We start from the raw sequence: 24,663 nt of genomic DNA on the forward strand, positions 1-24,663 counted from the left end.
GAACTGTGCGAAATGTCACATCTGTATTTTACAACCTCTCTTATAGTAAGGGTATGTAAGAGAGACGTATTAAAGGAGTGAACAGTATGAAGAAAAAAACTTCAGCACTAATGAGACGTTTAAAATATTTTTCACCAATAGATCGTTATAACGATAATCATACACAAGAAACATATGAAGATCGCGAATGGGAAAATGTGTACAGAAAGCGTTGGCAGCATGATAAAGTAATTCGTTCTACACACGGCGTGAACTGTACTGGTTCATGTAGCTGGAATATATATGTGAAAGATGGAATTGTAACTTGGGAAGGGCAGGAGCTTAACTATCCGACTACAGGTCCTGATATGCCAGATTTTGAACCGCGAGGATGCCCACGTGGAGCAAGTTTTTCTTGGTACATTTATAGTCCACTTCGTGTGAAATACCCGTATGTACGTGGTGTTCTTTGGAATATGTGGCAAGAAGAATTGCAAAATAACGAGTCACCATTAGAGGCTTGGAAAAGCATTGTGGAAAACCGTGAAAAGGCACGTACGTATAAGCAGGCGCGTGGTAAAGGGGGATTCATTCGTACGAATTGGGATGAAGTGTTACAACTCGTTTCAGCTTCTTTACTGTACACAGTAATGAAATACGGTCCAGACCGAAATGTTGGCTTTTCACCAATTCCAGCTATGTCGATGTTAAGTCATGCTGCTGGTAGTCGCTTTATGCAACTTATGGGTGGACCGATGCTTAGCTTCTATGATTGGTATGCGGATTTACCACCAGCTTCTCCTCAAATTTGGGGCGATCAAACAGATGTACCAGAAAGTAGTGACTGGTATAACTCTGGTTACATTATGACATGGGGTTCAAATGTACCAATGACGAGAACACCAGATGCACACTTTTTAGCAGAGGTTCGATATAAAGGAACGAAAGTCGTTTCTGTCAGTCCTGATTTCGCTGAATCAACAAAGTTTGCGGATGATTGGATTAGTGTGAAACAAGGTACAGACGGTGCACTTGCGATGGCAATGGGGCACGTAATCTTACAAGAATTTTACGTAGATAATCAAGTGGAATATTTCACAAATTATGCGAAGCAATATACTGATTTTCCTTTCTTCGTCACATTGAAACAAAAAGGAGATCAATTCGTTGCTGATCGGTTCTTAAATGCTTCTGATATTGGACGAGAAACGAAGTTAGGGGAATGGAAACCTGTTCTTTGGAACGAGAATACGAATGATTTTGCAACACCTCACGGCACAATGGGATCACGTTGGGATAATGAAAAGAAATGGAACTTGCGTTTAGAAGATGAAGAAACAGGTGAAAAGATTGATCCACGTCTTTCTTTACTTGGAATGGAGGATAGTGTTCAAACTGTACAAATTCCGTACTTCTCTGATGATGGAAACAAAATATTAGAACGTACGATTCCAGTGAAAAAGGTTATGACAGAAGAGGGCGAATTGTTCGTTACAACTGTATACGACTTAACGTTAGCAAATTACGGTGTGAACCGAGGGCTTGGCGGACAAGGACCAAAAGACTTCAATGATGACATACCGTTTACACCTGCATGGCAAGAGAAAATGACAGGTGTAAAACGTGAGCTTATTATTCAAATCGCTCGTGAGTTCGCACAAAATGCTGTTGATACGAATGGTCGCTCAATGATAATTGTTGGAGCAGGTATTAACCATTGGTTTAACTCTGATACGATTTATCGCGCCGTTTTAAATCTTGTTCTTCTCGTTGGAGCACAAGGTGTAAACGGCGGTGGTTGGGCTCATTATGTTGGTCAAGAAAAATTAAGACCAGCAGAAGGATGGCAAACAATCGCGATGGCAAAAGATTGGCAAGGTCCACCGAAATTACAAAACGGTACATCCTTCTTCTATTTCGTAACAGATCAATGGCGTTATGAAGATACACCTGTTGGACATTTAGCATCACCAGTTGAAGGTAACTCTCGTTATCAACATCACGGTGATTACAACGTATTAGCTGCACGACTTGGCTGGTTACCTTCTTATCCAACATTCGAGAAAAATGGAATTGAATTATATAAAGAGGCTGTTGCTGCTGGTGCAACAACGCAAGAAGAAATCGGAAAATACGTTGCGCAAAAACTAAAAGAAAAAGAACTGAAATTCGCAATTGAAGATCCTGATAACAAAAACAACTTCCCGCGCAACTTATTCGTATGGCGTGCAAATTTAATTTCGAGTTCTGGTAAAGGACATGAATATTTCTTAAAACATTTATTAGGTACAACAAACGGGTTAATGAATGACGACAGTGATTCATTACGACCAGAAGAAATAAAGTGGCATGAAGAAGCGCCAGAAGGGAAGCTTGATTTACTCATTAATTTAGATTTCCGTATGGCTGGAACAGCACTGTATTCTGATATCGTCTTACCTGCTTCAACTTGGTACGAAAAACACGATTTAAGCAGTACAGATATGCATCCATTTGTACATCCATTTAATCCGGCAATCGGTTCACCGTGGGAAGCGCGCTCTGACTGGGATATTTTCACTTCACTTTCTAAAGCTGTGTCAGATTTAGCGAAGAAAATTGATCTTGAATCAATGAAAGAAGTTGTTGCAACACCACTTCTTCATGATACACCGCAAGAATTAGCGCAACCACTTGGCAAGATTAAAGATTGGAGTAAAGGTGAATGTGAACCAATCCCGGGTAAAACGATGCCACAAATTCACGTTGTTGAAAGGGATTATAAAACGATTTATGACAAAATGACTGCGCTTGGACCAAATGCCGGAAAACAACCGATTGGTACGAAAGGGATTTCTTGGTCAGCAGAAAAAGAGTATGAGCAATTAAAGAGCAAATTAGGAGTCGTTCGAACGGATTCTATCGCGAAAGGTTGTCCAGACATCAAAGAAGCAATCAATGCTGCTGAAGCGGTATTAACACTATCTTCTACAACAAACGGTCATATGGCAGTAAAAGCATGGGAAGCACTTGAAAAACAAACAGATTTAAAACTACGTGATTTAGCAGAAGAACGTGAAGAAGAATGCTTTACATTCGAACAAATTACAGCACAACCGAAAACAGTAATTACTTCTCCGGCCTTTACAGGTTCAGAAAAAGGTGGACGACGTTACTCACCGTTTACAACAAATGTGGAACGTCTCATCCCTTGGAGAACGATAACTGGTCGACAATCTTTCTACTTAGACCATGACATGATGAAAGAATTTGGTGAGACGATGGCAACATTTAAACCAATTCTGCAACATAAACCGTTCCGTAAATCACGACCTGAAGTAGAAGGGAAAGAAATTACATTAAACTATTTAACACCGCATAATAAGTGGTCGATTCATAGTATGTACTTCGATTCATTACCGATGTTAACGCTATTTAGAGGTGGTCCAACTGTTTGGATGAATAAAGAGGACGCTGCTGAAGCGGGTGTTGCAGATAATGATTGGATTGAGTGCTTTAATCGTAACGGTGTTGTTGTAGCGCGTGCTGTTGTAACGCACCGTATACCGAGAGGAATGGCATTTATGCATCATGCGCAAGATCGTCACATTAACGTACCTGGTACGAAATTAACAAGTAATCGCGGGGGAACGCATAATAGTCCAACTCGAATTCACGTAAAACCGACACATATGATTGGTGGATATGGTCAATTAAGTTATGGATTTAACTATTATGGTCCAACTGGGAACCAGCGTGATTTAAATGTTGTAATCCGTAAACTGAAGGAGGTAGATTGGCTTGAAGATTAAAGCACAAGTCGGAATGGTAATGAACCTAGATAAATGCATCGGCTGTCATACTTGTAGCGTAACATGCAAAAACACCTGGACAAATCGTCCAGGTGCTGAATATATGTATTTCAATAACGTAGAAACGAAACCAGGTATTGGTTATCCGAAACAATGGGAAGATCAGGAGAAATATAAAGGCGGCTGGGAATTGAAAAATGGTGAAATTCAGCTAAAATCCGGTTCGAAAATGAAACGTCTTATGAATATTTTCCACAATCCAGATCAACCAACGATTGATGATTACTTTGAACCTTGGAACTATGATTATGAAACGTTAACAAATAGTCCGCAGCGTAAGCATCAGCCAGTTGCTCGTCCGAAATCAGCAATTACAGGCGAATTTATCGACAAAATTGAATGGGGTCCAAACTGGGAAGATGACTTAGCAGGCGGACATATAACTGGATTGCAAGATCCAAACGTAAAGAAAATGGAAGAAGAAATTAAAACAGATTTTGAAAACGTCTTTATGATGTATTTACCACGCATATGTGAACATTGTATGAATCCATCTTGCGTATCATCTTGTCCATCTGGTGCGATGTATAAGCGTGAAGAAGATGGAATTGTTCTTGTAGATCAAAATGCATGTCGCGCATGGAGATTCTGCGTATCATCTTGTCCATATAAAAAAGTGTATTTTAACTGGCAAACGAATAAAGCTGAAAAATGTACAATGTGCTTCCCACGTATTGAAGCTGGTATGCCAACAATTTGTTCAGAAACATGTGTAGGACGTATCAGGTATATTGGAGTAATGCTATATGACGCTGATAAAGTAAAAGAAGCAGCTTCTGTTGAAGACGAAAAAGATTTATATGAATCTCAGCTTACTGTTTTCCTAGATCCAAATGATCCAGAAATAGCAGCTGAAGCGAAAAAACAAGGCATTCCTGAAGAATGGATTAAAGCAGCACAACATTCACCTATCTATAAAATGATTATCGATTGGAAAATTGCTCTGCCTCTTCACCCGGAGTATCGTACAATGCCGATGGTTTGGTATATCCCTCCGCTTAGCCCAATTATGAACATGGTGGAAGGGAAAGGTAGTAACTGGCAAGCAGAAGAGGTTTTCCCTGCAATTGATAATATGCGTATTCCAATTCAATATTTAGCGAATTTACTCACTGCAGGGGATGAATCACACATTCGTCTTACATTGAAAAAAATGGCTGTTATGCGAACATATATGAGAGCACTGCAAATTAATAAAGAGCCAAATGAAGCTGTATTAAAAGAACTTGGTTTAACGAAACAGGATGTAGAAGATATGTATCGTCTTCTTGCCATTGCGAAATATAAAGATCGCTTCGTTATCCCGACATCTCACCGTGAACAAGTGGCAGATTTATATAGCGAACAAGGAAGCTGTGGTTTATCATTCACAGGTGGTCCAGGCTCTTGTATGACAATTTCTTAAATAAAGGGGGCAGAAAATTATGAGACAAAGTTTACAAACAGCTTTTTCTTGTTCTTCTTTTCTTCTCTCCTATCCTGAACTAGGGTGGAGAGAAGCTGTAACTGAATTGCAAGAAGAGGTTGAAACAATAGAACAGGAAGACGTTAAAGCGTCACTTACAGCCTTTATAAAGCAAGTGCTAGATAAAACGAATGATCAACTCATTGATAGTTACGTATATACATTCGATTTTGGTAAGAAAACAAATATGTATCTTACTTATATGAACACTGGTGAACAAAGAGAAAGAGGTATTGAATTACTGGAGTTAAAACAGCATTATAAAAAATCTGGTTTTGAAGTAACAGATAAAGAATTACCTGATTATTTACCGCTATTGCTTGAGTTCTTTGCAAATGCAAATGAGATAGACAGTGAACCAATTATGAGTAAATACACGGAGAATATACAAGCGTTACACGTTCAATTAAAAGAAGCAGACAGTATGTATGAACCAATTCTTGCGGCTGTTCTACTCGCTATCGAAACATGGGGTGTACAGACAAATTAGAAAGGAGAGTTGTTAAAATGATGGATCAATTTCTATGGGTATTGTTTCCCTATATCATTTTTGCAATCTTTATCGGTGGACATATTTTTAGATACAACTATGATCAATTTGGATGGACATCAAAATCTAGTGAACTATTAGAAAAGAAAATGCTCCGACTCGGAAGTCTATTATTTCACTTTGGGATCATGTTCGTAATTGGCGGTCATGTTATGGGGATTTTAATTCCAGAAGCTGTATACCGTTCAGTAGGTATTTCTGAGCATATGTATCATGTAGTAGCAATTAGTTTTGGGCTTCCGGCAGGTGTTGCTTCTATTAGCGGTTTAATTATATTAACGTACCGCCGCGTAACTGTAAAACGTATCATTGCAACGAGTACAAAGGGAGATTATATTGCGCTTATTTTATTACTTATCGTAATGCTAGCAGGACTTTCCTCAACATTTTTAAATATCGATTCAAAAGGATTTGATTATCGTACAACGATTGGCCCTTGGTTCCGAAGTCTCTTTATTTTCCAACCGAAAGTTGAATATATGATGGAAGTACCAATATGGTTTAAAATTCACATTCTCGCAGGGATGGGGCTTTTCGCAGTGTGGCCATTTACAAGACTTGTACATGTATTTAGTGCCCCAATTAAATATGTAAGCCGTAGTTATGTGATTTACAGAAGACGTATTCCTAATGAGTTGAAAAAATAATACTGCTGTAAACGGATAGGAGCTAATGGTTAAAACGAAACGAGGTCTAATATGGAAGGCCTCGTTTTTGTTTACATAGGGAATAAATGTTAATAAGTAGTTTAAATTGAAAAAAGATTAGCATCTAAATAAGATGCTAATCAATGCTACAAACAGAAGCAGAGCAATCTTCACAAGCAATTTCACATTTTAAAAATTGTAAATCGTGGATTGTAATCTTTCCTTTATGAATTGAAATTGTACCTTGCTTTTTTAATTCATTTAACATTCGATTTACACTTTCACGTGAAGTTGCACAGAAATTAGCGAGTTCTTGATTCGTTAATGGTAAATCGATGAGAATACCATTTTCTTTTAATACACCGTAACTATTTGTCATTCGTATAAGAGTAGAGTACAGGGCACCTTTTTTGCCGTGTAATACTAAATCTCGGAACTTCGTTTGCATTCTTCTTAAATGTTCACTAATCCATTTCATAAATTCAAATACAAGAGCGGGTTTTTGGAGTAATGCTTTTTCTAACGCTTCACGTTTTATTACACCTACTTCAACATCTTCAAGACATTTTGAGTTTAATAAATATTTTGCATTATCCGTGAACAATGTTAATTCTCCAATAATGTCATATTCCGAACAAATTCGAAGTGTTAATTCTTGTCCGTCAGCACTAAGTTTACTAATTTGTACTTTCCCTGAGTGAATGATATAGAGTTCTGTTGCCTCCATACCTTCTTGAAAAATAAAACTACCTTTTTTTATCTGCATTTTATATTCAACAGATGCAAGTAATTCTTTTAAATCTTGAGATAATGTCATACTGTTTGCCACAGTGATCACCTTTCTTCTTATAAGCAATACATTTCCTATTTTGAGTGTAAGTATGATGAAAATGCAAGAGCTATTTAAAAATAAATTGAAATTTCAATGACCGTAAGGAGGAGTGGCTAAAGATGTGAACAAAATGCGAACGGATTTGTGAAAATTTTTTGAATGGGGAAAGTGATGTGAGAAAAGTCACATTGAATATGTAGCTTCTTTTTTATAATGAAGGCAAATAAAAAAATGAAAGCTTACTAAGGATTGCAGCAGAAAAGAAGGGATATAGATGCACGAGAACATGAAAGATTCTTTAAAGCGGCCACTTCAAGATTTACGCATTTCAGTTATTGATCGTTGTAATTTTAGGTGCACATATTGTATGCCTGCTGAAGTGTTCGGACCTGATTATGCTTTTTTACAGAAAGAGTGTTTATTAACATTTAATGAAATAGAAAGGTTAGCTAGATTATTTATAAGTATGGGAGTTAATAAAATTAGGCTTACTGGCGGTGAACCTTTATTGCGTAAAGACTTACCGAAATTAATTGCAAGACTTACAAATCTAGAAGGCTTAAAAGACATTGGACTCACAACAAACGGAATTCATTTAGCAAAACAAGCTAAGGCGCTAAAAGACGCGGGATTAAAACGTGTAAATATTAGTTTAGATGCGATAGAGGACCATGTCTTCAAAAAAATTAACGGAAGAAATGTAAGTACAAAACCTGTACTGAAAGGAATAGAAGCAGCAAATGCTGCTGGATTAGAAGTAAAGGTAAATATGGTCGTAAAAAAAGGGATGAATGATAGTCAAATTCTTCATATGGCTCGTTATTTTAAAGAAAAAGAAATTCAGCTCCGTTTCATTGAGTTTATGGATGTAGGCAGTACAAACGGATGGAATTTTGAAGAAGTCATTACGAAGGAACAATTAATAGAGAAAATTAATCGTGTATATCCAATTGAGCCCGCTCAGCCTCGTTATTTTGGAGAGGTTGCGAAATTGTATCGATATGTAGGGAGTAATGCAGAAGTTGGATTTATTACTTCTGTTTCTGAGTCATTTTGTTCTTCTTGTACGAGAGCTCGTATTTCGGCAGACGGCAAGTTTTTCACGTGCCTATTTGGAGCGAAAGGAACGGATTTGCGAACGCTTCTTCGAGAAAATATTTCTGATGCATCACTATTAAAAATTTTAAATGATACATGGCGATATAGAACAGATCGATATTCAGATGAAAGAACGGTTGAGAATACAAGTAAACGTCCAAAAGTTGAAATGTCTTACATTGGTGGATAGTGAAAGGAGGATTTCTTATGCAAGAGCGTTATTCAAGACAAGTGTTGTTTTCTGGAATTGGTGAAATGGGACAAAGAAAAATAAGAGAAAAGCATGTGCTCCTAATCGGTGCGGGTGCGCTAGGAGCTGCGAATGCAGAAGCACTTGCTAGGATGGGAATTGGGAAATTGACAATTGCTGATCGTGACTACGTCGAATGGAGTAATTTACAGCGGCAGCAGTTATATACAGAAGAAGATGCGCAGCAGTGTAAACCAAAAGCAATTGCAGCAGCAGAACATGTAAGAAAGATTAATTCTGAAGTGGAAATTGTACCAGTTGTAACAGATGTCACAATGCGAGAAATAGAAGAGTTAACAAAAGATGTGGATCTCATATTAGATGCGACTGACAATTTCGATACGCGTCTACTTATAAATGACATTTCACAAAAAGAAAATATACCTTGGATATATGGCGGATGCATTGGGAGTTACGGTGTAACGTATACAATTCTTCCTGGGAAAACACCATGTTTTCGCTGTCTAATGGATCATCCTATGGGCGGTGCAACATGCGATACAGCCGGAATCATTCAGCCAGCTGTACAAATGGTCGTTGCTCACCAAGTTACAGAGGCGATGAAAATATTGGTGGGTGATTATGAATCATTAAGAGGGTCGATGTTGTCATTTGATATTTGGAACAATCAATATCTCTCATTAAAAGTAAATAGACAGAAGAAAAGTACATGTCCTTCTTGTGGGAAATCACGAACGTATCCAAGCCTAATATTTGAAGCGCAAATGAAAACGGAAGTGTTATGCGGACGGAATACAGTTCAAATCCGTTCAGGAATAAAGAGAAATCTTAATTTAACCGAAATTCAAAAACGATTACAAAAAAGTGTACATGTTAAAAAAACGCCTTACTTACTATCATTTCTAGTTGATGAATATCGTTTTGTTTTATTTATAGACGGTAGGGCATTTATTCATGGGACAAATGATGTAAAAATAGCAAAACGATTATACGCCAAATATATAGGATGAACAGAAAAATCGTTTTTTCCTTATTAAAACGAGGTGAAAAAAGAATGTTAGATAAACGTATACCAATTCCAGTAGCAGAAGCAGTTGCTCGTGTAATGAAATATGCCTACCAAGGTGAAATGGAAAAGGTTTCTCTTATAGAAAGCTACGGTAGAACACTTGGAGAAGATGTTATTGCAGATCATGATGTTCCGCATTTTGATCGCTCTCCGTACGACGGGTTTGCGATTCGAGCGGAAGATACAAAAGAAGCGAGTAGTAGTAACCCCATTCAATTTGAAGTAATTGGCGAAATTGGAGCAGGCTTTGTTTTTACAGAAGAAGTGAAAGAATTTCAAGCTGTCCGTATTATGACAGGTGCCGCAATTCCGGAAGGGTGTAATGCGGTTGTTATGTTAGAGCTAACGGAAGGATTTGAAGAAAACGAAAAGATTTATATGGTATTAAAACGTTCTTTCTCTTCTGGCGATAACATTTCTTTTAAAGGAGAAGATGTAAACCAAAATAGCATCCTTGTGAAAAAAGGGACTGTTATTAATCCTGGAGTAGCAGCGCTTCTTGCTACGTTTGGTTATAGTTCCGTACATGTTATAAAACAGCCGGTTATTGGAATTGTAACGACAGGAAGCGAACTGCTTGAAGTACATGAACAATTAAAGCTAGGAAAGATTCGAAATAGTAACTCTTATATGATTGCTGCTCAAATTGAACGAGCCGGCGGAGTTGTACAGTATTATGGGCAATTCGCTGACGATTTAGAGACGTGTTATAACACTGTAAAAAAAGCGATGAAAGAAGTCGATATTTTAATTACAACTGGTGGCGTTTCGGTAGGAGATTATGACTATTTACCTGCTATTCATAAGAGGTTACAAGCTAATGTACTTTTTAACAAAATAGCGATGCGACCAGGAAGTGTGACAACTGTAGCTGAGGTAGAAGGAAAACTACTATTTGGTTTATCTGGTAATCCTTCTGCTTGCTATGTCGGTTGTGAATTATTTGTTCGGCCAGTTATTCGAACATACTTGTATAAGAAAAATCCGCACGTATTTCGTGCAGAGGCAATATTACAAAAAGACTTTCCGAAAGCAAATCCATTTACTCGATTTGTAAGAGGGAAAGTGGAAATTGTAGATGGAACATTGCAAGCTATACCAGTTGGTTTAGATAAATCTAGTGCAATTTCTTCACTTGCAGAGGCGAACGCATTTATCGTCCTGCCGGGAGGAACGAGAGGATTTGAAGCAGGAATAACTGTTTCGGTACTGTTATTAGAATCAAACGCTGGAAGTGAGTGGCCTTGGGAAGAACCACTTCGATCATACAAATAATAGAAAAATAGATTACTAACTTATACAAAGATAAGAGGTGCAAAATGATACAAACGTATTATGAAGTAATTGATACACCTATTTCAATTGAGGAAGTTACAAACAAAGTAATTCGTCGTGAGTGTGGCGCAGTTACTACTTTCGTTGGTACTGTTAGAGAATTTACGAAAGGACGTCGTACGCTACATTTAGAGTATGTAGCATATAAAACAATGGCAGAAAAACAACTTGAGAGAATTGGTACTGAAGTAGGAGAGAGGTGGCCTGGGACATTTGTCGCCATTACACATCGCATTGGTACATTACAAATTTCTGATCTTGCTGTTGTCGTCGCTGTTTCTACACCACACCGGAAAGCAGCCTATGAGGCGAACGAATATATTATGGAGCGTATAAAACAAATCGTTCCAATTTGGAAGAAAGAATTTTGGGAAGATGGTGAATCATGGATTGGTGATCAGTTAGAGAATGTAGCATATGAGAATGGTGAGCCTGAAGAGGAGATGAGAATATGATTGAAGTACTATTATTTGCACATTTACAAGAAGAAGTAAGTAAGCCAGCATTACAAATCGATTGTGAAAATATTACAGTTGCTGAACTAAAGAAGGTACTCATTAAGAAATACAACGTAGCGATTTCAAATGAAATCATGGTAGCTATAAATGAAGAGTATGCAAATGAGAATGACATCATTCAAACTGGTGATACTGTGGCGATGATTCCGCCAGTAAGTGGTGGTTGATTCTTTTCGACCTAATCATGTTACGACGTGATTAGGCTGGAGAGAATGAATATAACTATGCATACATAGGAGGGAACAGGATGAAAAGTCCTAATTTTCAATTAAGTTTACAAACTTCTAATCTAATTATAGGTTTTATGGTATGGGTCATTTTATCATCATTAATGCCTTATATTAAAGTGGATATCCCATTAACTGCGGGGCAAATTTCTATGGTCACAGCAGTACCCGTTATTTTAGGTTCTGTTCTTCGCATTCCAATTGGTTATTGGACAAATCGTTTCGGAGCAAGAAAATTATTCTTTATTAGTTTTATTCTATTATTACTTCCTGTCTTTTATATTAGTGTTGCCAATTCTATGATGGATTTAATTATTGGTGGATTATTTGTAGGAATCGGTGGTGCTGTATTCTCTGTAGGAGTAACTTCTTTACCAAAATACTTTCCGAAAGAGAGTCATGGTTTTGTAAATGGTATTTACGGTGTCGGTAACGCCGGAACAGCAATTACTTCATTTTTAGCGCCTGTTATCGCAACTTCAGTTGGCTGGAGAACGACAGTACAATGTTATTTAGTTTTACTTGCAGCATTTGCACTTATGAACTTTTTATTAGGTGATCGTAAGGAGAAAAAGGTGAATACACCATTAATGGAACAAATAAAAGGTGTATATAAAAATGAGAAACTTTGGTTTTTATGTATCTTTTACTTTTTAACATTCGGATCATTTGTCGCATTTACAGTATACTTACCAAACTTTTTAGTATCTCACTTCGGATTAGAGAAAGTAGATGCTGGTATGCGAACTGCAGGATTCATCGTACTCGCAACAATTATGCGTCCGATTGGTGGTTGGCTCGGCGATAAGTTTAATCCATTTAAAATATTAATCTTCGTATTTATCGGTTTAACACTTTCAGGTATTATTTTATCATTCATGCCTAGTATGAACGTGTATACATTTGGTTGCTTACTAGTCGCATTTTGTGCAGGCATTGGTAATGGTACAATCTTTAAACTCGTTCCAATGTACTTCTCAGAACAAGCAGGTATTGTAAATGGACTCGTTTCAGCTTTAGGCGGACTAGGAGGGTTCTTCCCGCCCCTAATTTTAACATTACTATTCCAACTAACAGGCCATTATGCAATTGGATTTATGGCATTATCAGAAGTCGCACTTGCTTGTTTAATCATTACAGTGTGGATGTATAGTCAAGAAAAGCTGTTAGTGATGTTAAAGAATCATTAATAAGGAAAAAGAACCATCCCAAAGTATTTTGGGATGGTTCTTTTAGTAATAGGCTTCAACATGTTTTTATTGATCTCTCAATAAACGCTTGTTTTCTATAAGAATGTGCTTTTAAAATGAAGATGTCAAAAGTTATTCAATTAAAGGGCAGATTAATTAAGGAAATCTTAAATCTATTCTAAAGATCGAACTCATTTTTAGAACGCAAATATTTAATTGAATCGGGATGTTTAGATGAAAAAAATATAAGTCCACTCAAGATAAACAAGTATCAGGTGTGTTAGGTAGTTTAAGCGACAAGTATAGGATTGATGCAAGTATCCTTCGCATAGTAACTGCATTATCAGATTTTTTTAGGGCCAAATTTTTTGGTAAGGTTAATGGATATTGTGAAAAAGTATACTTAAAATAAAGAAGATAGTTTAGGTCAATAAGATAAAATTATGAATTTGTATAAATAATCCATAATTTTCTTTATGAGTTATATTTGGTATGTTAAAGAAAAGAGAGGAGAGGGAAATGAAATAAGAATTTTTGATGCACATTTTCATATTATTGGTTTAAGTTTTTCTGATTATTGAGAATTGAAGGGGTTTTCCGACTGATTAAATGTGATTCATATTTAGTAAAGTGTTTAATCCAACTAAAATATATTTAGAATGAGGTTTTACATGTTTGTTTTTATTATACTAGACGTAATATTACCAATATTAATATTAATGCTAATTGGTGCAATCTTACAAAGAAAGTTCCAATTTAACTTAAAGCAGCTTTCTACACTTATTACTTATTGCTTAATGCCAGCGGCTGTATTTGTGAATATATATGATATTAGTATAGAGACAGGTTTGTTGCTCCAAATAATATACTATTTAATGCTTTATAGTCTGAGTCTAATCATAGTAAGTCATTTCATTTCAAAAACATTAAAGTTAGAAAAAGGAGAAAGTGCAGCTCTAAAAAATAGCATTTCGTTAATGAATTCCGGTAATTATGGGTTACCAGTAAGTCAATTGATTTTCAGTCACAATCCAGTGGGGGTTTCCATTCAGATTTTTATTGTGATTTTCCAGAATCTTTTAACTTATTCATATGGGATATATAACTTACTATCAGCAACAAAAACAATCGGAGGTATTATTCAATCATTTCTAAGACTGCCTGTATTTCATGCGCTCGTATTAGGGGTTCTCTTTCAATCTTTTAGAATTCAAATACCTAATTCTATCTTGCTACCTCTTAATCAGCTTGCGAATGGTTTTGTTGCAATAGCACTCATATTGCTAGGGGCGCAATTATCCAACATTAAACTTAATTTTTTCCATCGAGTCATAACATGGGCTTTAATTGGAAGGTTACTGATGGGACCATTATTAGCACTTGCTGTAATATACATACTAAACATCGATGGTATTGTTGCACAATCGTTATTTATTGCAAGTTCTTTTCCTACTTCAAGAAATACATCAACCATTGCTATGGAATATCAAATAGAGCCTGAATTACATGCACAAATCGTTTTATTTTCAACAATTTTCAGCATTATTACAGTAACTGTCGTTATTTATTTATCATATATTTTGTTTTGAATATACGTGCAAAAACGAAAAGATTTGAGGCGGTAAATGATGGACAGAAGTCCTATAGATATGAGAAGAAAGCAGTCTTTCATATATTGGGTGTCGTTTACAATTGTACCATGTTTCAAAATCTAGTGACTTAATTCAAAAAAAGAAACTTATTAGGGTTTATTTCGTATGGAAATCTTTAAAGTATTTACATATAGACTTGCGAAAAAAAGACACAATCTCGCTTATAATTAAAGTTATATGAGCTTAGGGTGATAGCGATGGGGTGGGAGTGTCAAGTAAGAATTTTATGCATAATTGCCACTAAGGGAGATGATTAAAAGTTGAGTAAACAGAATATCAGCACAATAGTTTCAGGAGATTTGATTGTTACCCATCTAATTGGCCAGATTAATACAGAGGATGTGTATGAATGGTTTAATGATTTTGAGCAGGTTTGTCAGCAATTTATTTCTGAGGGTCGGAAATACAAATTGTTGGTGGATAGAAAAGGGTATACCCCAAATCATTTTTCTGTTCAAAAAGTATGGAAAGATAAGTTCTTCAATGAAACCATTTTGAATCATAGTAAGGCAATTGCATTTCTTCTTGAAGAAGGAGAGATACTGAAGTATTTACAACAATCCAATACAAAAGAATCCGTGGAGTTTTTTGATGATTATGAACAAGCGCTAATTTGGTTGAATGAATATCCAATATAAAAACTGAATAGAAAGAGTTGCTCGTAATGTTACACTTGTCATGAAATTTATTTGTTTACAAGTTGCAAACACCATTTATTTTCTTCATAGATTGCTTGTGAAATAAAAGAACAGAACTACAATAAAAAGAACAAACGTCCCCTAAAAAACGTTTGTCCAAAGGTAATTACTATTTTAACTAAGAAATAGATTACAATTTATGTGTACGAGAAATCTTTTTTATAAGTTTAGGCAATATAGATGTTAGTTCTTGCTTCAAACGCTTCGTAAATGATGGATCTTTACCAGAAGTTGAAATAGTGACAACATATTCATTATTTCTTATAACGCCAGGTGTGTGAAAAGATGATTCTGTACCATCACTTACAACGTTAACCCACTGGAAATCATGAGCGGCCTGTTTGACCATCATATTTACAGCGTGTTGATTTGTAGCTGCATAAATAAGGTGAGCATCTTTAATATCATCATTACTAAAAGCTTTTTGCTTCCAAGTAATATAAGAAAGTTCCTTCATTTCCTCGCAAATTTCTGGGCTGACAACAGTGACGAAAGCGCCTGTATCTTTTAATCCAGACGCTTTTCGATATGCAATTTTACCTCCACCAATGATAACAACCACTTTATTTTGTAGATTAAACATAAGAGGGTACATGTTATACATATATGCATTCCTCCATTCGTTCTAACAATGTTAGTTTCATATATGTATCAAACTGAAGACAGTTACAAGTCGTAACATGATTGTATTTTTTTGTATGCAATTCAATTTTTTGAAGTAATAATCCGGTAAAGAGAAGGTATGGCATGACATATACATGGGACGCAGTCGATGTTATAGCCTTGAGCTCGGCAGTAAAAGAGGGAGTTCCTTTCGTTAAAAAGGAACAGGATACTGGCATACCAAGTTTTCGTTCGATAGCTGCTCCGATTTGTTGTAACTCATATATCGGTTGTGTATCACTACTGCCTCGTCCTACGAGTAAAATACTACTATTTTGCATTGGCATAGCTTCACGTATTCTTTTCACTACAAGTTCCACCATATGTGGATGTGTACTAAAAGGAGGTACAACTGAAAATGTTATTTGTGGATATTTCTTTTGTAGTTGTTCTATTTCAAAAGGAATATCACGTTTATAGTGAGCTGCTGCAAATAATAAAACAGGTACAATCATTATTTCAGTTACTCCCTCTATTATCGTTTCTGTAACTGCATCCGAAATAGTAGGTGTCGTTAGTTCTAGAAAAGCTATTTTTTGAATTCTTTCGTTTCGCTCTTTCATAACAGATTGAATAAATTGAATGAATTGTTCATTACCTTCTTGTAGCCGGCTCCCATGTCCAACATATACAATTCCTTTCATTGTCTCACCATGTCTTTCTTCATAAGAGTTTCTTGTAATTGATGATCTACGTTATGAAACCCAACTTTATTTGCATAGTATAAAGTTGGAACATCGGTATACGAGAATGGGAGAGTAAGAATATTGATAAAGCCAAGGCGTTTTATTTCTACTAGAAACGTATCAATAGAAGCACGACCTTCAAATACAATGCTATCCCATGAGAATTCAGAAAGCATACGTGAATGAATTTCATCGAAGCGATGATCAATTGTGTACTCATGAGTCATCATATAGGAACCAGCACCAATTTTTTCTTGAATAACAGCAATTCGGTTAATGTTTCGTCCTAAATAAACTGTTGTATTGGAAGAGAACTCTGCTTGTTTACTTAGTAGCCCATATTGCATAAGTTTTTCTTGAGTGGCAACGTTCATATGTTGTAGTTGCGCTTGTAAAGAACGAATATCTTTTTGGTGTTTACTACATGATTGCATCAATATTTCTACACTTTCAGCTGAACAAAAAACAAGACGATTAACGTTAAAAATTTCATTGATTTGTTCAAGTGTTAATGTGTATTCTACCTTTTTGAAAGTAGGAATTTGATATATTTCTGCACCGGCTTCTTGTAACTTTTGCTTCATTGAACTTGTTTTATTCGTTGCAGATGCAAATAAAACTTTTTTCTCGTGTAATGGTTTACGTTCTTTCCAAGCGATCTGATCCCGTAAGGAAACGACATCACCAATAATTGTCATAGAAGGATTAGAAATATTTTCGTTTTTGACAATAGAAACAATGGTAGACAGTGTCCCTGTGACAACGCGCTGTTTACCAGTTGTACCCCATTCAATGACTGCTACTGGCGTATCTTCTTTTTTTTCTGCTTGTAGTAAGTTTTCACAAATTGTAGGTAAGTTTTCTATACCCATGTAGTAGGCAATTGTGTCGCTATTGTGAGATGAATTATATTTTCCATGGTCGGTTAAAGGACCTTTTGCATGTCCGGTTAATAAAGTGACGCTATTACTGTAGTCACGGTGGGTGAGGGGAATACCTGCATAGATACTAGCGGCGATGCTAGATGTAATACCTGGTACAATTTCATATGGAACGTTCGCTGCTGCTAAAGTTTCTGCTTCTTCACCGACACGGCCAAAAATAGATGGATCTCCGCCTTTTAAGCGGACAACGATTTTTCCTTCTCTCGCAAATTGAAGGAGATGGGCGTTAATCATTTCTTGTCGCATAATATGATTCTTTGGCATTTTTCCGCAATAAATAAGTTCACATGTTTCTTTTGTATAGCGAAGAAAGGAAGGGTTTAATAAACGGTCATATAAAACGATATCTGCACGCTTTAAACAATCTATCGCTTTCTTTGTAATAAGCCCTTCATCACCTGGTCCTGCACCAACTAAATATACATATCCGTTCATCATCGCACCTCATCAATTTTTATTTAAAAGGAAGCCAGAGGAGGCTTCCTTTCGTAAATTACATGTATATATAAATGTCACCATCAATAACTTTTACTTCATACGTTTGAATACAGCCGTCATCAGGTTTTTGAACTTCACCTGTTATTAATGAGATTTTCCAATCATGCAGTGGACAAAAGACGAATTCTCCAGATACAATGCCTTCTGCTAACGGTCCGTTTTTATGAGGACAACGATTTTCTACAGCTCGAATATCACCATTTGACAGGCGAAATAGAGCGATAGATATACCTTTCATTTGTACTTCTTTACCGATTTGAATAGGAAGGTCTTCCGCACGCATAACTTTTATTTTTTCTTTCGTTTGTATCATATAGATCACAGCTCCTTATTTCACAGTTTCGACTTCATACATCGCTTTTAATGACTTCGTTTCTAGTGCTTGTCCCCATGCTTCCGTATATGTACTACGAGCTGTTTGGAAACGTTCATTTAATGTAGTAACCATACTTTCATCTTGAAGTATTTCCCTTATGTGATCGAAGCCTAATCGTTCTGTCCAGTAGGCAGTACGCTCTCCGTAAATACCAGTTTCACGATAATATTGCATGTAAGCTGTAGCGATGCGAAGGACATCATCTTCAGTAGGGACGATCATTACAAAATCAGCTTCGCGTACTTCTGTACCACCATTTCCGCCAATATAAAGTTGGTATCCATTTTCGACACATACAACGCCAAAATCTTTCGTCAGTACTTCCGCACAGTTACGTGGACAGCCCGTTACACCCATCTTCATTTTATGAGGTGTATCTACCATTTCTAATGATTGTTCAAGGAGCATACCAAGTCCTAATGAATCTTTCGTACCGAAACGGCAAAAGCGAGAACCAACACATGATTTTACATTACGAAGCGATTTTGAATACGCATATCCCGAAGTCATATGTAAGTCGGCCCATACGTTAGGTAAATCTTGTTTCTTAACACCATATAATCCGATTCGGCTCGCGCCTGTAATTTTCACAAGGGGAACATCATATTTTTTCGCAACTTCAGCAATTTTCATTAAATCATCAGCTGTTGTAACGCCTCCGTACATACGTGGAATAACAGAGAATGTACCATCGTGCTGGATGTTACCGTTCATTCTTTCATTAACGAAACGAGATGATTTATCATCTTCATATTCTTCTGGAATCGCCATACGTAAATAATAGTTCAAAGCAGGGCGACATTTTGAACAGCCGTCTTCATGTGCAAAACCAAGCACATTTCGTACTTCTTTTGGAGATTTTAAACCTTTCTCGTGAATGGCTGCTACGACTTCATCACGTGATAACGTTGTACATCCGCACATACCAGTAGACTGCGCAGAAGCATCAAAAGCATCTCCGAGTGTATGAGATAAAACTTGTTCCACAAGCGGACGACATTTACCGCAAGAACCAGCGGCTTTCGTGCATCCTTTTACTTCTTCAAAAGTAGTTAACTCTTGTTCTAAAATAGCGTGAACAATTGTACCTTTCGTAACACCATTACATCCACAAATCGTGTCATCCGCGCTCATTGTAGCAACATCGAGTTCACTTTCTTCACCAGCTTTGTGAAGAAGGGAAGCGGCTGTATATTCTTGTATGTCTTCTTCTTTCTTTAACATGCTAAAGAGGCGTGTACCATCAGCTGTGTCACCATATAAAACGATACCGACAACTTTATTATCACGAATTAATACTTTTTTATAGGAACGTTTACATTCATTAAAGATGGATATTGCTTTCGTTTGATCATCTTCATAAATTTGGCCAGCAGAGAATAAATCACAACCAGCAACTTTTAATTGTGTACCGACGATACTGCCCGAATATCCATCAGTTTGTAAATTTGTTATATGTTTTGCTAATATCGCACCTTGTTCATAAAGAGGAGCAACAAGTCCATATGCGATACCGTCATGCTCTGCACATTCTCCAACTGCATAAATGGACTCATCATTTGTTAGCATATAGTCATTGACTACAATACCGCGATTTACAATTAGACCAGCATCTTTTGCTATTTGCGTATTTGGGCGTATTCCGACAGCCATTACGATTAAATCACAATCTACAACTTCACCGTCTTCAAATTGAATGCCCTCAACATGGTCTGTACCAAGAATTTTTACAGTTTTCTTTTCCATTAAAAACTTCATGCCTTGTGCTTCTAAATCTTCACGCAGAAGAGCAGCTGCTTTCGTATCTAGTTGTTGCTCCATTAAGCTAGGCATTAAATGAACAACATGTACGTCCATTCCTAAATCAATTAGACCTCTTGCGGCTTCTAAACCGAGTAACCCGCCACCAATGACAACGGCCTTTTTCTTTTCTTTAGCGGTATCTATCATAAATTGTGTATCTTCAATAGTTCGAAATCCTGTTACACCAGAAAGTGCGGAACCTTCAACAGGTAAAATAAAAGCACTAGAACCTGTTGCGATAATGAGCTTGTCGTATGTAAGAGTACGCTTCTTTTCTGTAATAATAATTTTTTCTTCTCGATTAATACTTTGAACTCTTTCATTCGTATACAAGGTTATTTCGTTTTCTTCATACCAACTGTATTCATTCATAATGATATCTTGCATATTTGTTTTGCCTTGTAAAACATGAGAGAGCATAATGCGGTTGTAGTTTGGATGCGGTTCATCTCCAAAAATAGTAATCTCATATGAATCACTATCATGTTTTAAGATTTCTTCCATACAGCGAATGCCAGCCATACCATTTCCGATCATAACTAAACGTTTTTTCATTTTCGTTTCCCCTTTTTATGTGAAATATTGAACAAAGGATTATATTTTTATTATAGAAAATCAAATAAGGGGGAGATGTGATATTTATCACATTTTTATAATGATTCACAAATTGTTAAAATTCGGTTTTATGTGAAGGGGATGTGAATATTTTTCGCGAAACGAAAAAGCAGGCCATAAGTATTTACACTCATGTCCTGCACTTGATTTATGCTTTCGTAATGGCACGCGGAAATAAAATATTATTTTCTAAATGAATATGCTCAAATAAATCAGACTCTAGCGCTTCGAGGCGTTGGTAAACAAGTCGATAAGTACCGCAAGCACCTTCTGGAGGAGTAAAGTCATTTGTCACTTTACGAAGTTCTTTTATAATATTTCCAGCATGATTGTGCTCATTTTCTAGTTCATTTACTACTTTACGTAACTTAGCATAGTTTTCATTAGTTGGATTTTGTTCAAATTCTAAAATTAATGGAAAATCTTCCATTTCTTCTTTAATTAAATGCTGTTCTAATTCCATTTTAAGTTCATGAAATAGCTTATGAATTTGAGCTAAATGAGGCTGACTTGCCCCATGAACACGTAATACTTTTGTCACATATGGACTTAACTGTGGTAATTCTTCATTTAAATAGCGGTGATGCTTATTTATAACATAATCAATCAATTCACGATAAGAAGCATTTTTCCAATCAATTTCCGATTCATTTAATCGTTTCGTATTATGATAAAGCATATTTAACTCTGTAAGCACTTCAGTAGCTGATAAATTTCTTTCATGAATTGCATCAATAAGTGGCTTATTACCGCCACAACAAAAATCTATTCTATATAATTTAAAAAGATCACTAGCTTTCGGAAATTGTGTAACAATCTCACCAACAATTGAAGTTTCAGTAAATGTATGTTCCATATGAATGCCTCCATAAAATTTTAATGTAATATCTGAATTAAGAATAGCGATAAATTAAAATCTATGTAGTGATTGAAATCACTTATTCTGTGTCGTTTTTGAGAATAATAAGAAGAATGTTATTAAAATAAGGGGGAAAGTAATAAGTGGTAATGTTTTACGTTAATAAAAAAGAAGCTTAGTAAAAGCTTCTTTTTTATTACTATTTTTCACATGCAATTCCATCGCCATCACGATCAAGATGAGAGCTATAACCTGGTTGCCCTTTATGTAAAGGAGCTTTCCCAGCTGCTCTAACTGCAGCACAATTTTTGTAGTATGCACTATCAGTATTACCATTAGCTGGTTGTGTTTGAGCTTGCTGTGCTTTTTGTTCTTCTTGTTGTTTGCGAGCTTGTTCATCAGCCAGACGTTTTTGCTCTTCTTGTTGTTGACGAGCTTGTTCATCAGCCAGACGTTTTTGTTCTTCTTGTTGTTTACGAGCTTGTTCATCAGCCAGACGTTTTTGTTCTTCTTGTTGTTTACGAGCTTGTTCATCAGCCAGACGTTTTTCATCCTCTTGCTTACGAGCTTGTTCTTCGGCTAGACGCTTCTCATCTTCTTGCTTTTGAGTTTTTTCGTCCGCCTCTTTCTTTTCTAGCTCTTTTTTCTGTTCGCTATCTTTTGGCTCTTCATTATTAGAGGCAACTTTTGTACTAGTTGCTGTCGTTTTTTCAGAAGAAGGAGCTGAAATACCTAATAACGCAACAAAAATGACAAATAATACAGCTGTAATAATAAATTGTTTTTTCGCTACACCTGTTTTCTTAATAACAGATAAGATTGCTAGAACAAGGAAGAATATAAATAGAATGAAACTTAAAGTAGAAAAAAACTCGACGACGGGGTGTTCCGATTTTGTTGTACCGGCCGTTATTAATATAATAGAAATCATAAAAAGAATAACGGTAGGACGTCCATATTGTTTTGCTTTTCCATTTTTCTTAAAGAATGAAATGATACATAAGATTAAAAGAATAAAAGCAATAAAAAATAAAGCTGCACCAATATTACTTAAAATTGACATTTTCATACCTCCATTTGTAAGATTCTTCTTATTGATTATATAGGAATTTATTGGATATTACACGTTTTGTATAAATTTAGAAAATTAATATTTTTAATAGACTCATAAACATTTATTTTGTATATAAGGAAAAAATGGATATATTTCCTATTACTTTTTGAAAGAGATTTCATAAATTATAGTATATCGATTGAAAGGAGGAGATTTGAATGGAATTTCAATTGTTGGTAACTTGTATATTACAAGAAGGTAATGCTTACTTTTTAGTAACGAAGGTAGATGATGTTATTACGTTAAAAGTACCGATTACTGCGGGAGTAGCAGGTTTATTTTTAGCTTTAGGTGTACCAAGATGTTCTTAATTTAAATCTCTATAGTAGAAGAGGAAGGGACATGTCTTCCTTTCCTACTATTACATAATATAATTATGTAAATTTAAATATCATATTTGTGATAGCACGTTTGAAATGGACATGCATATACTATAATGTTTCATTGGATGTTAGCGGTGAAAGGTAGTTTTAATAAGTGCATCCAGTGATATTTTTAAGCTATGAAAATAAAAGAGGTGCTATTATATATGAAAAGAAAAACATTGGATATTCCAGTTACATTGCGAAGAGAGTGGTTTTTAATAGAGTTAGCTCATTTAACGAAAAAATATGGAATTGAAATTGCAACTAGTAAAATGGATGCTGCACCGTTTTTAAGAGATCAAGTTACGGAGTCAAAGATAGGGAAAGGGCTACAATACGATAAATATGATGATGAGTATATAATTGAAAATTAAAGGGTAACAACAAAATTAAATTAATTTATAACAAAATATAAAATAAAGCAGATTCTAAATATAGAATCTGCTTTATTATGAAATACTTGTAGTCAACTAGCCTCTTTCTAGTGTTTTTCCTACATATTTCTCTTGCGTTATTCCAAAAGAGTCACGAAGAATGCGAGCATAATCTTTAGATTCTATTGGTCGTTTATTTTTGGTGCCTTTAAAGGTTTCTGTATAATTTTTATTTGTTAATGATATGTGACCATAAGTAGTTAATTTACAAGTGATAGCTCCTTTATTAAAAGGAGATTCTTTATGCTCTACAATCACTTTTTGAATCTTATTCACTTTTTTCTCATCTATTGGATCTACAGTGAAAGCATAGCCTATTTTCCATTCGTTTGAAGGTTCAGATTGTAAGAAACTTGTAGATTCCCCGTTAGCTCCTTTTCTCATTTCTAAAATATGCGTACCTTTTCGAGTATTTCGCTTACGAATTCGATATTCTCCTGTTTGAGAGGAGATGACTTCTCCGTTAAAAGGGACTGGATGTAAAGGGAGATGAGATGCAAAACCTGCATCCACAACATAATCTTTATCCTCATGACTTAATATGATAATGACATGACCATCATCGGGTTTCCATTTATTATCGTAAAGGTCATAAACAGTACCGGCTACTTTGTATACTTGAAACCCACAATCAATTAAAAAATAATACAATAGGGAGTTTAATTCATAACAAAGTCCACCTCGTTTTTGAATAAGTAACTTTTCTATTAAGTTATCTTTTGAGATATTTTTAATAGTACCAGCCATAATATCAAGATTTTCATAGGGGAGAATCATTCCCATTTTCAAGAGAATTTCATCTAAATCATCAAATGTTATTTCTTTTGCAGGAATTTCTAAGCGTTTAAAAAACTCCTTTTGTAATTTGGTCATCATAAAGTATTCTCCTTTCTTTTTACAGAATTTTCTTCTGTTCACCGATAGGTTAGTACTTCTAAAAAGTTAATTCAAGTGTGCGGAAATTATCATAATATATGTTTCTGG

Annotated in this window: 23 protein-coding genes and 1 pseudogene; 15 read left to right on the forward strand and 9 right to left on the reverse strand. The window is 35.7% G+C overall.

All coding sequences use genetic code 11. The features are described 5' to 3' along the window. Nucleotides 1-86: 86 nt before the first annotated feature. The 4 genes from ACTFRY_RS14630 to narI are packed head-to-tail and all read left to right on the forward strand — an operon-like array spanning nt 87 to nt 6,492. Nucleotides 87-3,770 carry a nitrate reductase subunit alpha gene (locus ACTFRY_RS14630; RefSeq protein ID WP_000730784.1) on the forward strand — a complete coding sequence of 1,228 codons (3,684 nt, stop codon included), beginning with the start codon at nt 87-89 and terminating at the stop codon, nt 3,768-3,770. Next, nucleotides 3,760-5,235 carry a nitrate reductase subunit beta gene (gene narH / locus ACTFRY_RS14635; protein WP_000692662.1) on the forward strand — a complete coding sequence of 492 codons (1,476 nt, stop codon included), beginning with the start codon at nt 3,760-3,762 and terminating at the stop codon, nt 5,233-5,235. Before ACTFRY_RS14630 ends, narH begins: the two co-directional genes overlap by 11 nt. A gap of 19 nt (nt 5,236-5,254) precedes the next feature. Next, nucleotides 5,255-5,785, forward strand: coding sequence for a nitrate reductase molybdenum cofactor assembly chaperone (gene narJ / locus ACTFRY_RS14640; protein ID WP_001249924.1), 531 nt, complete (start codon nt 5,255-5,257; stop codon nt 5,783-5,785). Nucleotides 5,786-5,802: 17 nt separating this feature from the next. Continuing rightward, nucleotides 5,803-6,492: a respiratory nitrate reductase subunit gamma gene (gene narI, locus ACTFRY_RS14645; RefSeq protein WP_000969222.1), complete on the forward strand. Its 690-nt coding sequence runs from the start codon at nt 5,803-5,805 to the stop codon at nt 6,490-6,492. Between the two features lie 136 nt (nt 6,493-6,628). On the opposite strand, the gene ACTFRY_RS14650 is transcribed toward narI, so the two are convergent. Then, nucleotides 6,629-7,321 (reverse strand): Crp/Fnr family transcriptional regulator, encoded by a 693-nt coding sequence (locus tag ACTFRY_RS14650; protein WP_000013866.1) that lies wholly within the window; start codon nt 7,319-7,321, stop codon nt 6,629-6,631. 277 nt (nt 7,322-7,598) lie between these two features. On the opposite strand from ACTFRY_RS14650, the gene moaA reads away from it, so the two are divergent. The 9 genes and pseudogenes from moaA (at nt 7,599) to ACTFRY_RS14695 (ending at nt 15,262) form a co-directional block, all read left to right on the forward strand. After that, entirely contained in the window at nt 7,599-8,612 is a 1,014-nt protein-coding gene (moaA, locus tag ACTFRY_RS14655; RefSeq protein WP_000545033.1) for a GTP 3',8-cyclase MoaA, read from the forward strand. A gap of 17 nt (nt 8,613-8,629) precedes the next feature. Beyond that, nucleotides 8,630-9,643: a molybdopterin-synthase adenylyltransferase MoeB gene (locus ACTFRY_RS14660; RefSeq protein ID WP_001158129.1), complete on the forward strand. Its 1,014-nt coding sequence runs from the start codon at nt 8,630-8,632 to the stop codon at nt 9,641-9,643. 44 nt (nt 9,644-9,687) lie between these two features. Next, nucleotides 9,688-10,977, forward strand: coding sequence for a molybdopterin molybdotransferase MoeA (locus ACTFRY_RS14665; RefSeq protein ID WP_000884820.1), 1,290 nt, complete (start codon nt 9,688-9,690; stop codon nt 10,975-10,977). 44 nt (nt 10,978-11,021) lie between these two features. After that, nucleotides 11,022-11,492 carry a molybdenum cofactor biosynthesis protein MoaE gene (locus ACTFRY_RS14670; protein WP_000616829.1) on the forward strand — a complete coding sequence of 157 codons (471 nt, stop codon included), beginning with the start codon at nt 11,022-11,024 and terminating at the stop codon, nt 11,490-11,492. Beyond that, nucleotides 11,489-11,722, forward strand: a complete 234-nt coding sequence (gene moaD / locus ACTFRY_RS14675; RefSeq protein WP_000573682.1) for a molybdopterin converting factor subunit 1 — start codon at nt 11,489-11,491, stop codon at nt 11,720-11,722. Before ACTFRY_RS14670 ends, moaD begins: the two co-directional genes overlap by 4 nt. An 80-nt stretch (nt 11,723-11,802) precedes the next feature. Continuing rightward, a complete protein-coding gene (gene narK / locus ACTFRY_RS14680) occupies nt 11,803-12,972 on the forward strand; it encodes a nitrate transporter NarK (RefSeq protein WP_000841857.1) in 1,170 nt (389 codons plus the stop codon). Nucleotides 12,973-13,210: 238 nt separating this feature from the next. Then, nucleotides 13,211-13,339: pseudogene (locus ACTFRY_RS14685) on the forward strand (PspC domain-containing protein); the annotation flags it as partial. A 304-nt stretch (nt 13,340-13,643) separates the two neighbouring features. Further along, complete coding sequence (locus ACTFRY_RS14690; RefSeq protein ID WP_000497509.1) at nt 13,644-14,561, forward strand: AEC family transporter; 918 nt, start codon at nt 13,644-13,646, stop codon at nt 14,559-14,561. 323 nt (nt 14,562-14,884) lie between these two features. After that, entirely contained in the window at nt 14,885-15,262 is a 378-nt protein-coding gene (locus ACTFRY_RS14695; RefSeq protein WP_000043362.1) for an STAS/SEC14 domain-containing protein, read from the forward strand. A gap of 190 nt (nt 15,263-15,452) precedes the next feature. Here the strand turns inward: ACTFRY_RS14695 and ACTFRY_RS14700 are convergent, their stop codons facing one another. The 7 genes from ACTFRY_RS14700 to ACTFRY_RS14730 all read right to left on the reverse strand — a co-directional run bounded on the left by ACTFRY_RS14700 (nt 15,453) and on the right by ACTFRY_RS14730 (nt 22,829). Continuing rightward, complete coding sequence (locus ACTFRY_RS14700) at nt 15,453-15,926, reverse strand: precorrin-2 dehydrogenase (RefSeq protein WP_000282595.1); 474 nt, start codon at nt 15,924-15,926, stop codon at nt 15,453-15,455. Then, nucleotides 15,919-16,629 (reverse strand): sirohydrochlorin chelatase, encoded by a 711-nt coding sequence (locus ACTFRY_RS14705; protein WP_000676476.1) that lies wholly within the window; start codon nt 16,627-16,629, stop codon nt 15,919-15,921. Before ACTFRY_RS14705 ends, ACTFRY_RS14700 begins: the two co-directional genes overlap by 8 nt. Further along, a complete protein-coding gene (locus ACTFRY_RS14710) occupies nt 16,626-18,050 on the reverse strand; it encodes a uroporphyrin-III C-methyltransferase (RefSeq protein ID WP_001014933.1) in 1,425 nt (474 codons plus the stop codon). Before ACTFRY_RS14710 ends, ACTFRY_RS14705 begins: the two co-directional genes overlap by 4 nt. Nucleotides 18,051-18,108: 58 nt before the next feature. Further along, nucleotides 18,109-18,426, reverse strand: coding sequence for a nitrite reductase small subunit NirD (nirD, locus tag ACTFRY_RS14715; protein WP_000616681.1), 318 nt, complete (start codon nt 18,424-18,426; stop codon nt 18,109-18,111). 15 nt (nt 18,427-18,441) lie between these two features. Continuing rightward, the gene (gene nirB / locus ACTFRY_RS14720; RefSeq protein ID WP_098616359.1) at nt 18,442-20,847 is read right to left on the reverse strand and encodes an NADPH-nitrite reductase large subunit; all 2,406 of its coding nucleotides are present in this window, start codon (nt 20,845-20,847) and stop codon (nt 18,442-18,444) included. 208 nt (nt 20,848-21,055) lie between these two features. Then, entirely contained in the window at nt 21,056-21,763 is a 708-nt protein-coding gene (ric, locus tag ACTFRY_RS14725; protein WP_000401343.1) for an iron-sulfur cluster repair di-iron protein, read from the reverse strand. A gap of 202 nt (nt 21,764-21,965) precedes the next feature. Beyond that, nucleotides 21,966-22,829, reverse strand: coding sequence for an excalibur calcium-binding domain-containing protein (locus tag ACTFRY_RS14730; RefSeq protein WP_350369194.1), 864 nt, complete (start codon nt 22,827-22,829; stop codon nt 21,966-21,968). A 209-nt stretch (nt 22,830-23,038) separates the two neighbouring features. On the opposite strand from ACTFRY_RS14730, the gene exsG reads away from it, so the two are divergent. Both exsG and ACTFRY_RS14740 read left to right on the forward strand, forming a co-directional pair. Beyond that, nucleotides 23,039-23,191, forward strand: a complete 153-nt coding sequence (gene exsG / locus ACTFRY_RS14735; RefSeq protein ID WP_000395679.1) for an exosporium protein ExsG — start codon at nt 23,039-23,041, stop codon at nt 23,189-23,191. A 218-nt stretch (nt 23,192-23,409) separates the two neighbouring features. Further along, complete coding sequence (locus tag ACTFRY_RS14740; RefSeq protein WP_000824207.1) at nt 23,410-23,619, forward strand: hypothetical protein; 210 nt, start codon at nt 23,410-23,412, stop codon at nt 23,617-23,619. A gap of 96 nt (nt 23,620-23,715) precedes the next feature. On the opposite strand, the gene ACTFRY_RS14745 is transcribed toward ACTFRY_RS14740, so the two are convergent. Then, a complete protein-coding gene (locus tag ACTFRY_RS14745; protein ID WP_000988427.1) occupies nt 23,716-24,555 on the reverse strand; it encodes an arylamine N-acetyltransferase family protein in 840 nt (279 codons plus the stop codon). Nucleotides 24,556-24,663: the final 108 nt, after the last annotated feature.

This window comes from Bacillus cereus group sp. MYBK195-1, from assembly GCF_051916605.1.
In the GTDB taxonomy this organism is placed as follows: domain Bacteria; phylum Bacillota; class Bacilli; order Bacillales; family Bacillaceae_G; genus Bacillus_A; species Bacillus_A cereus.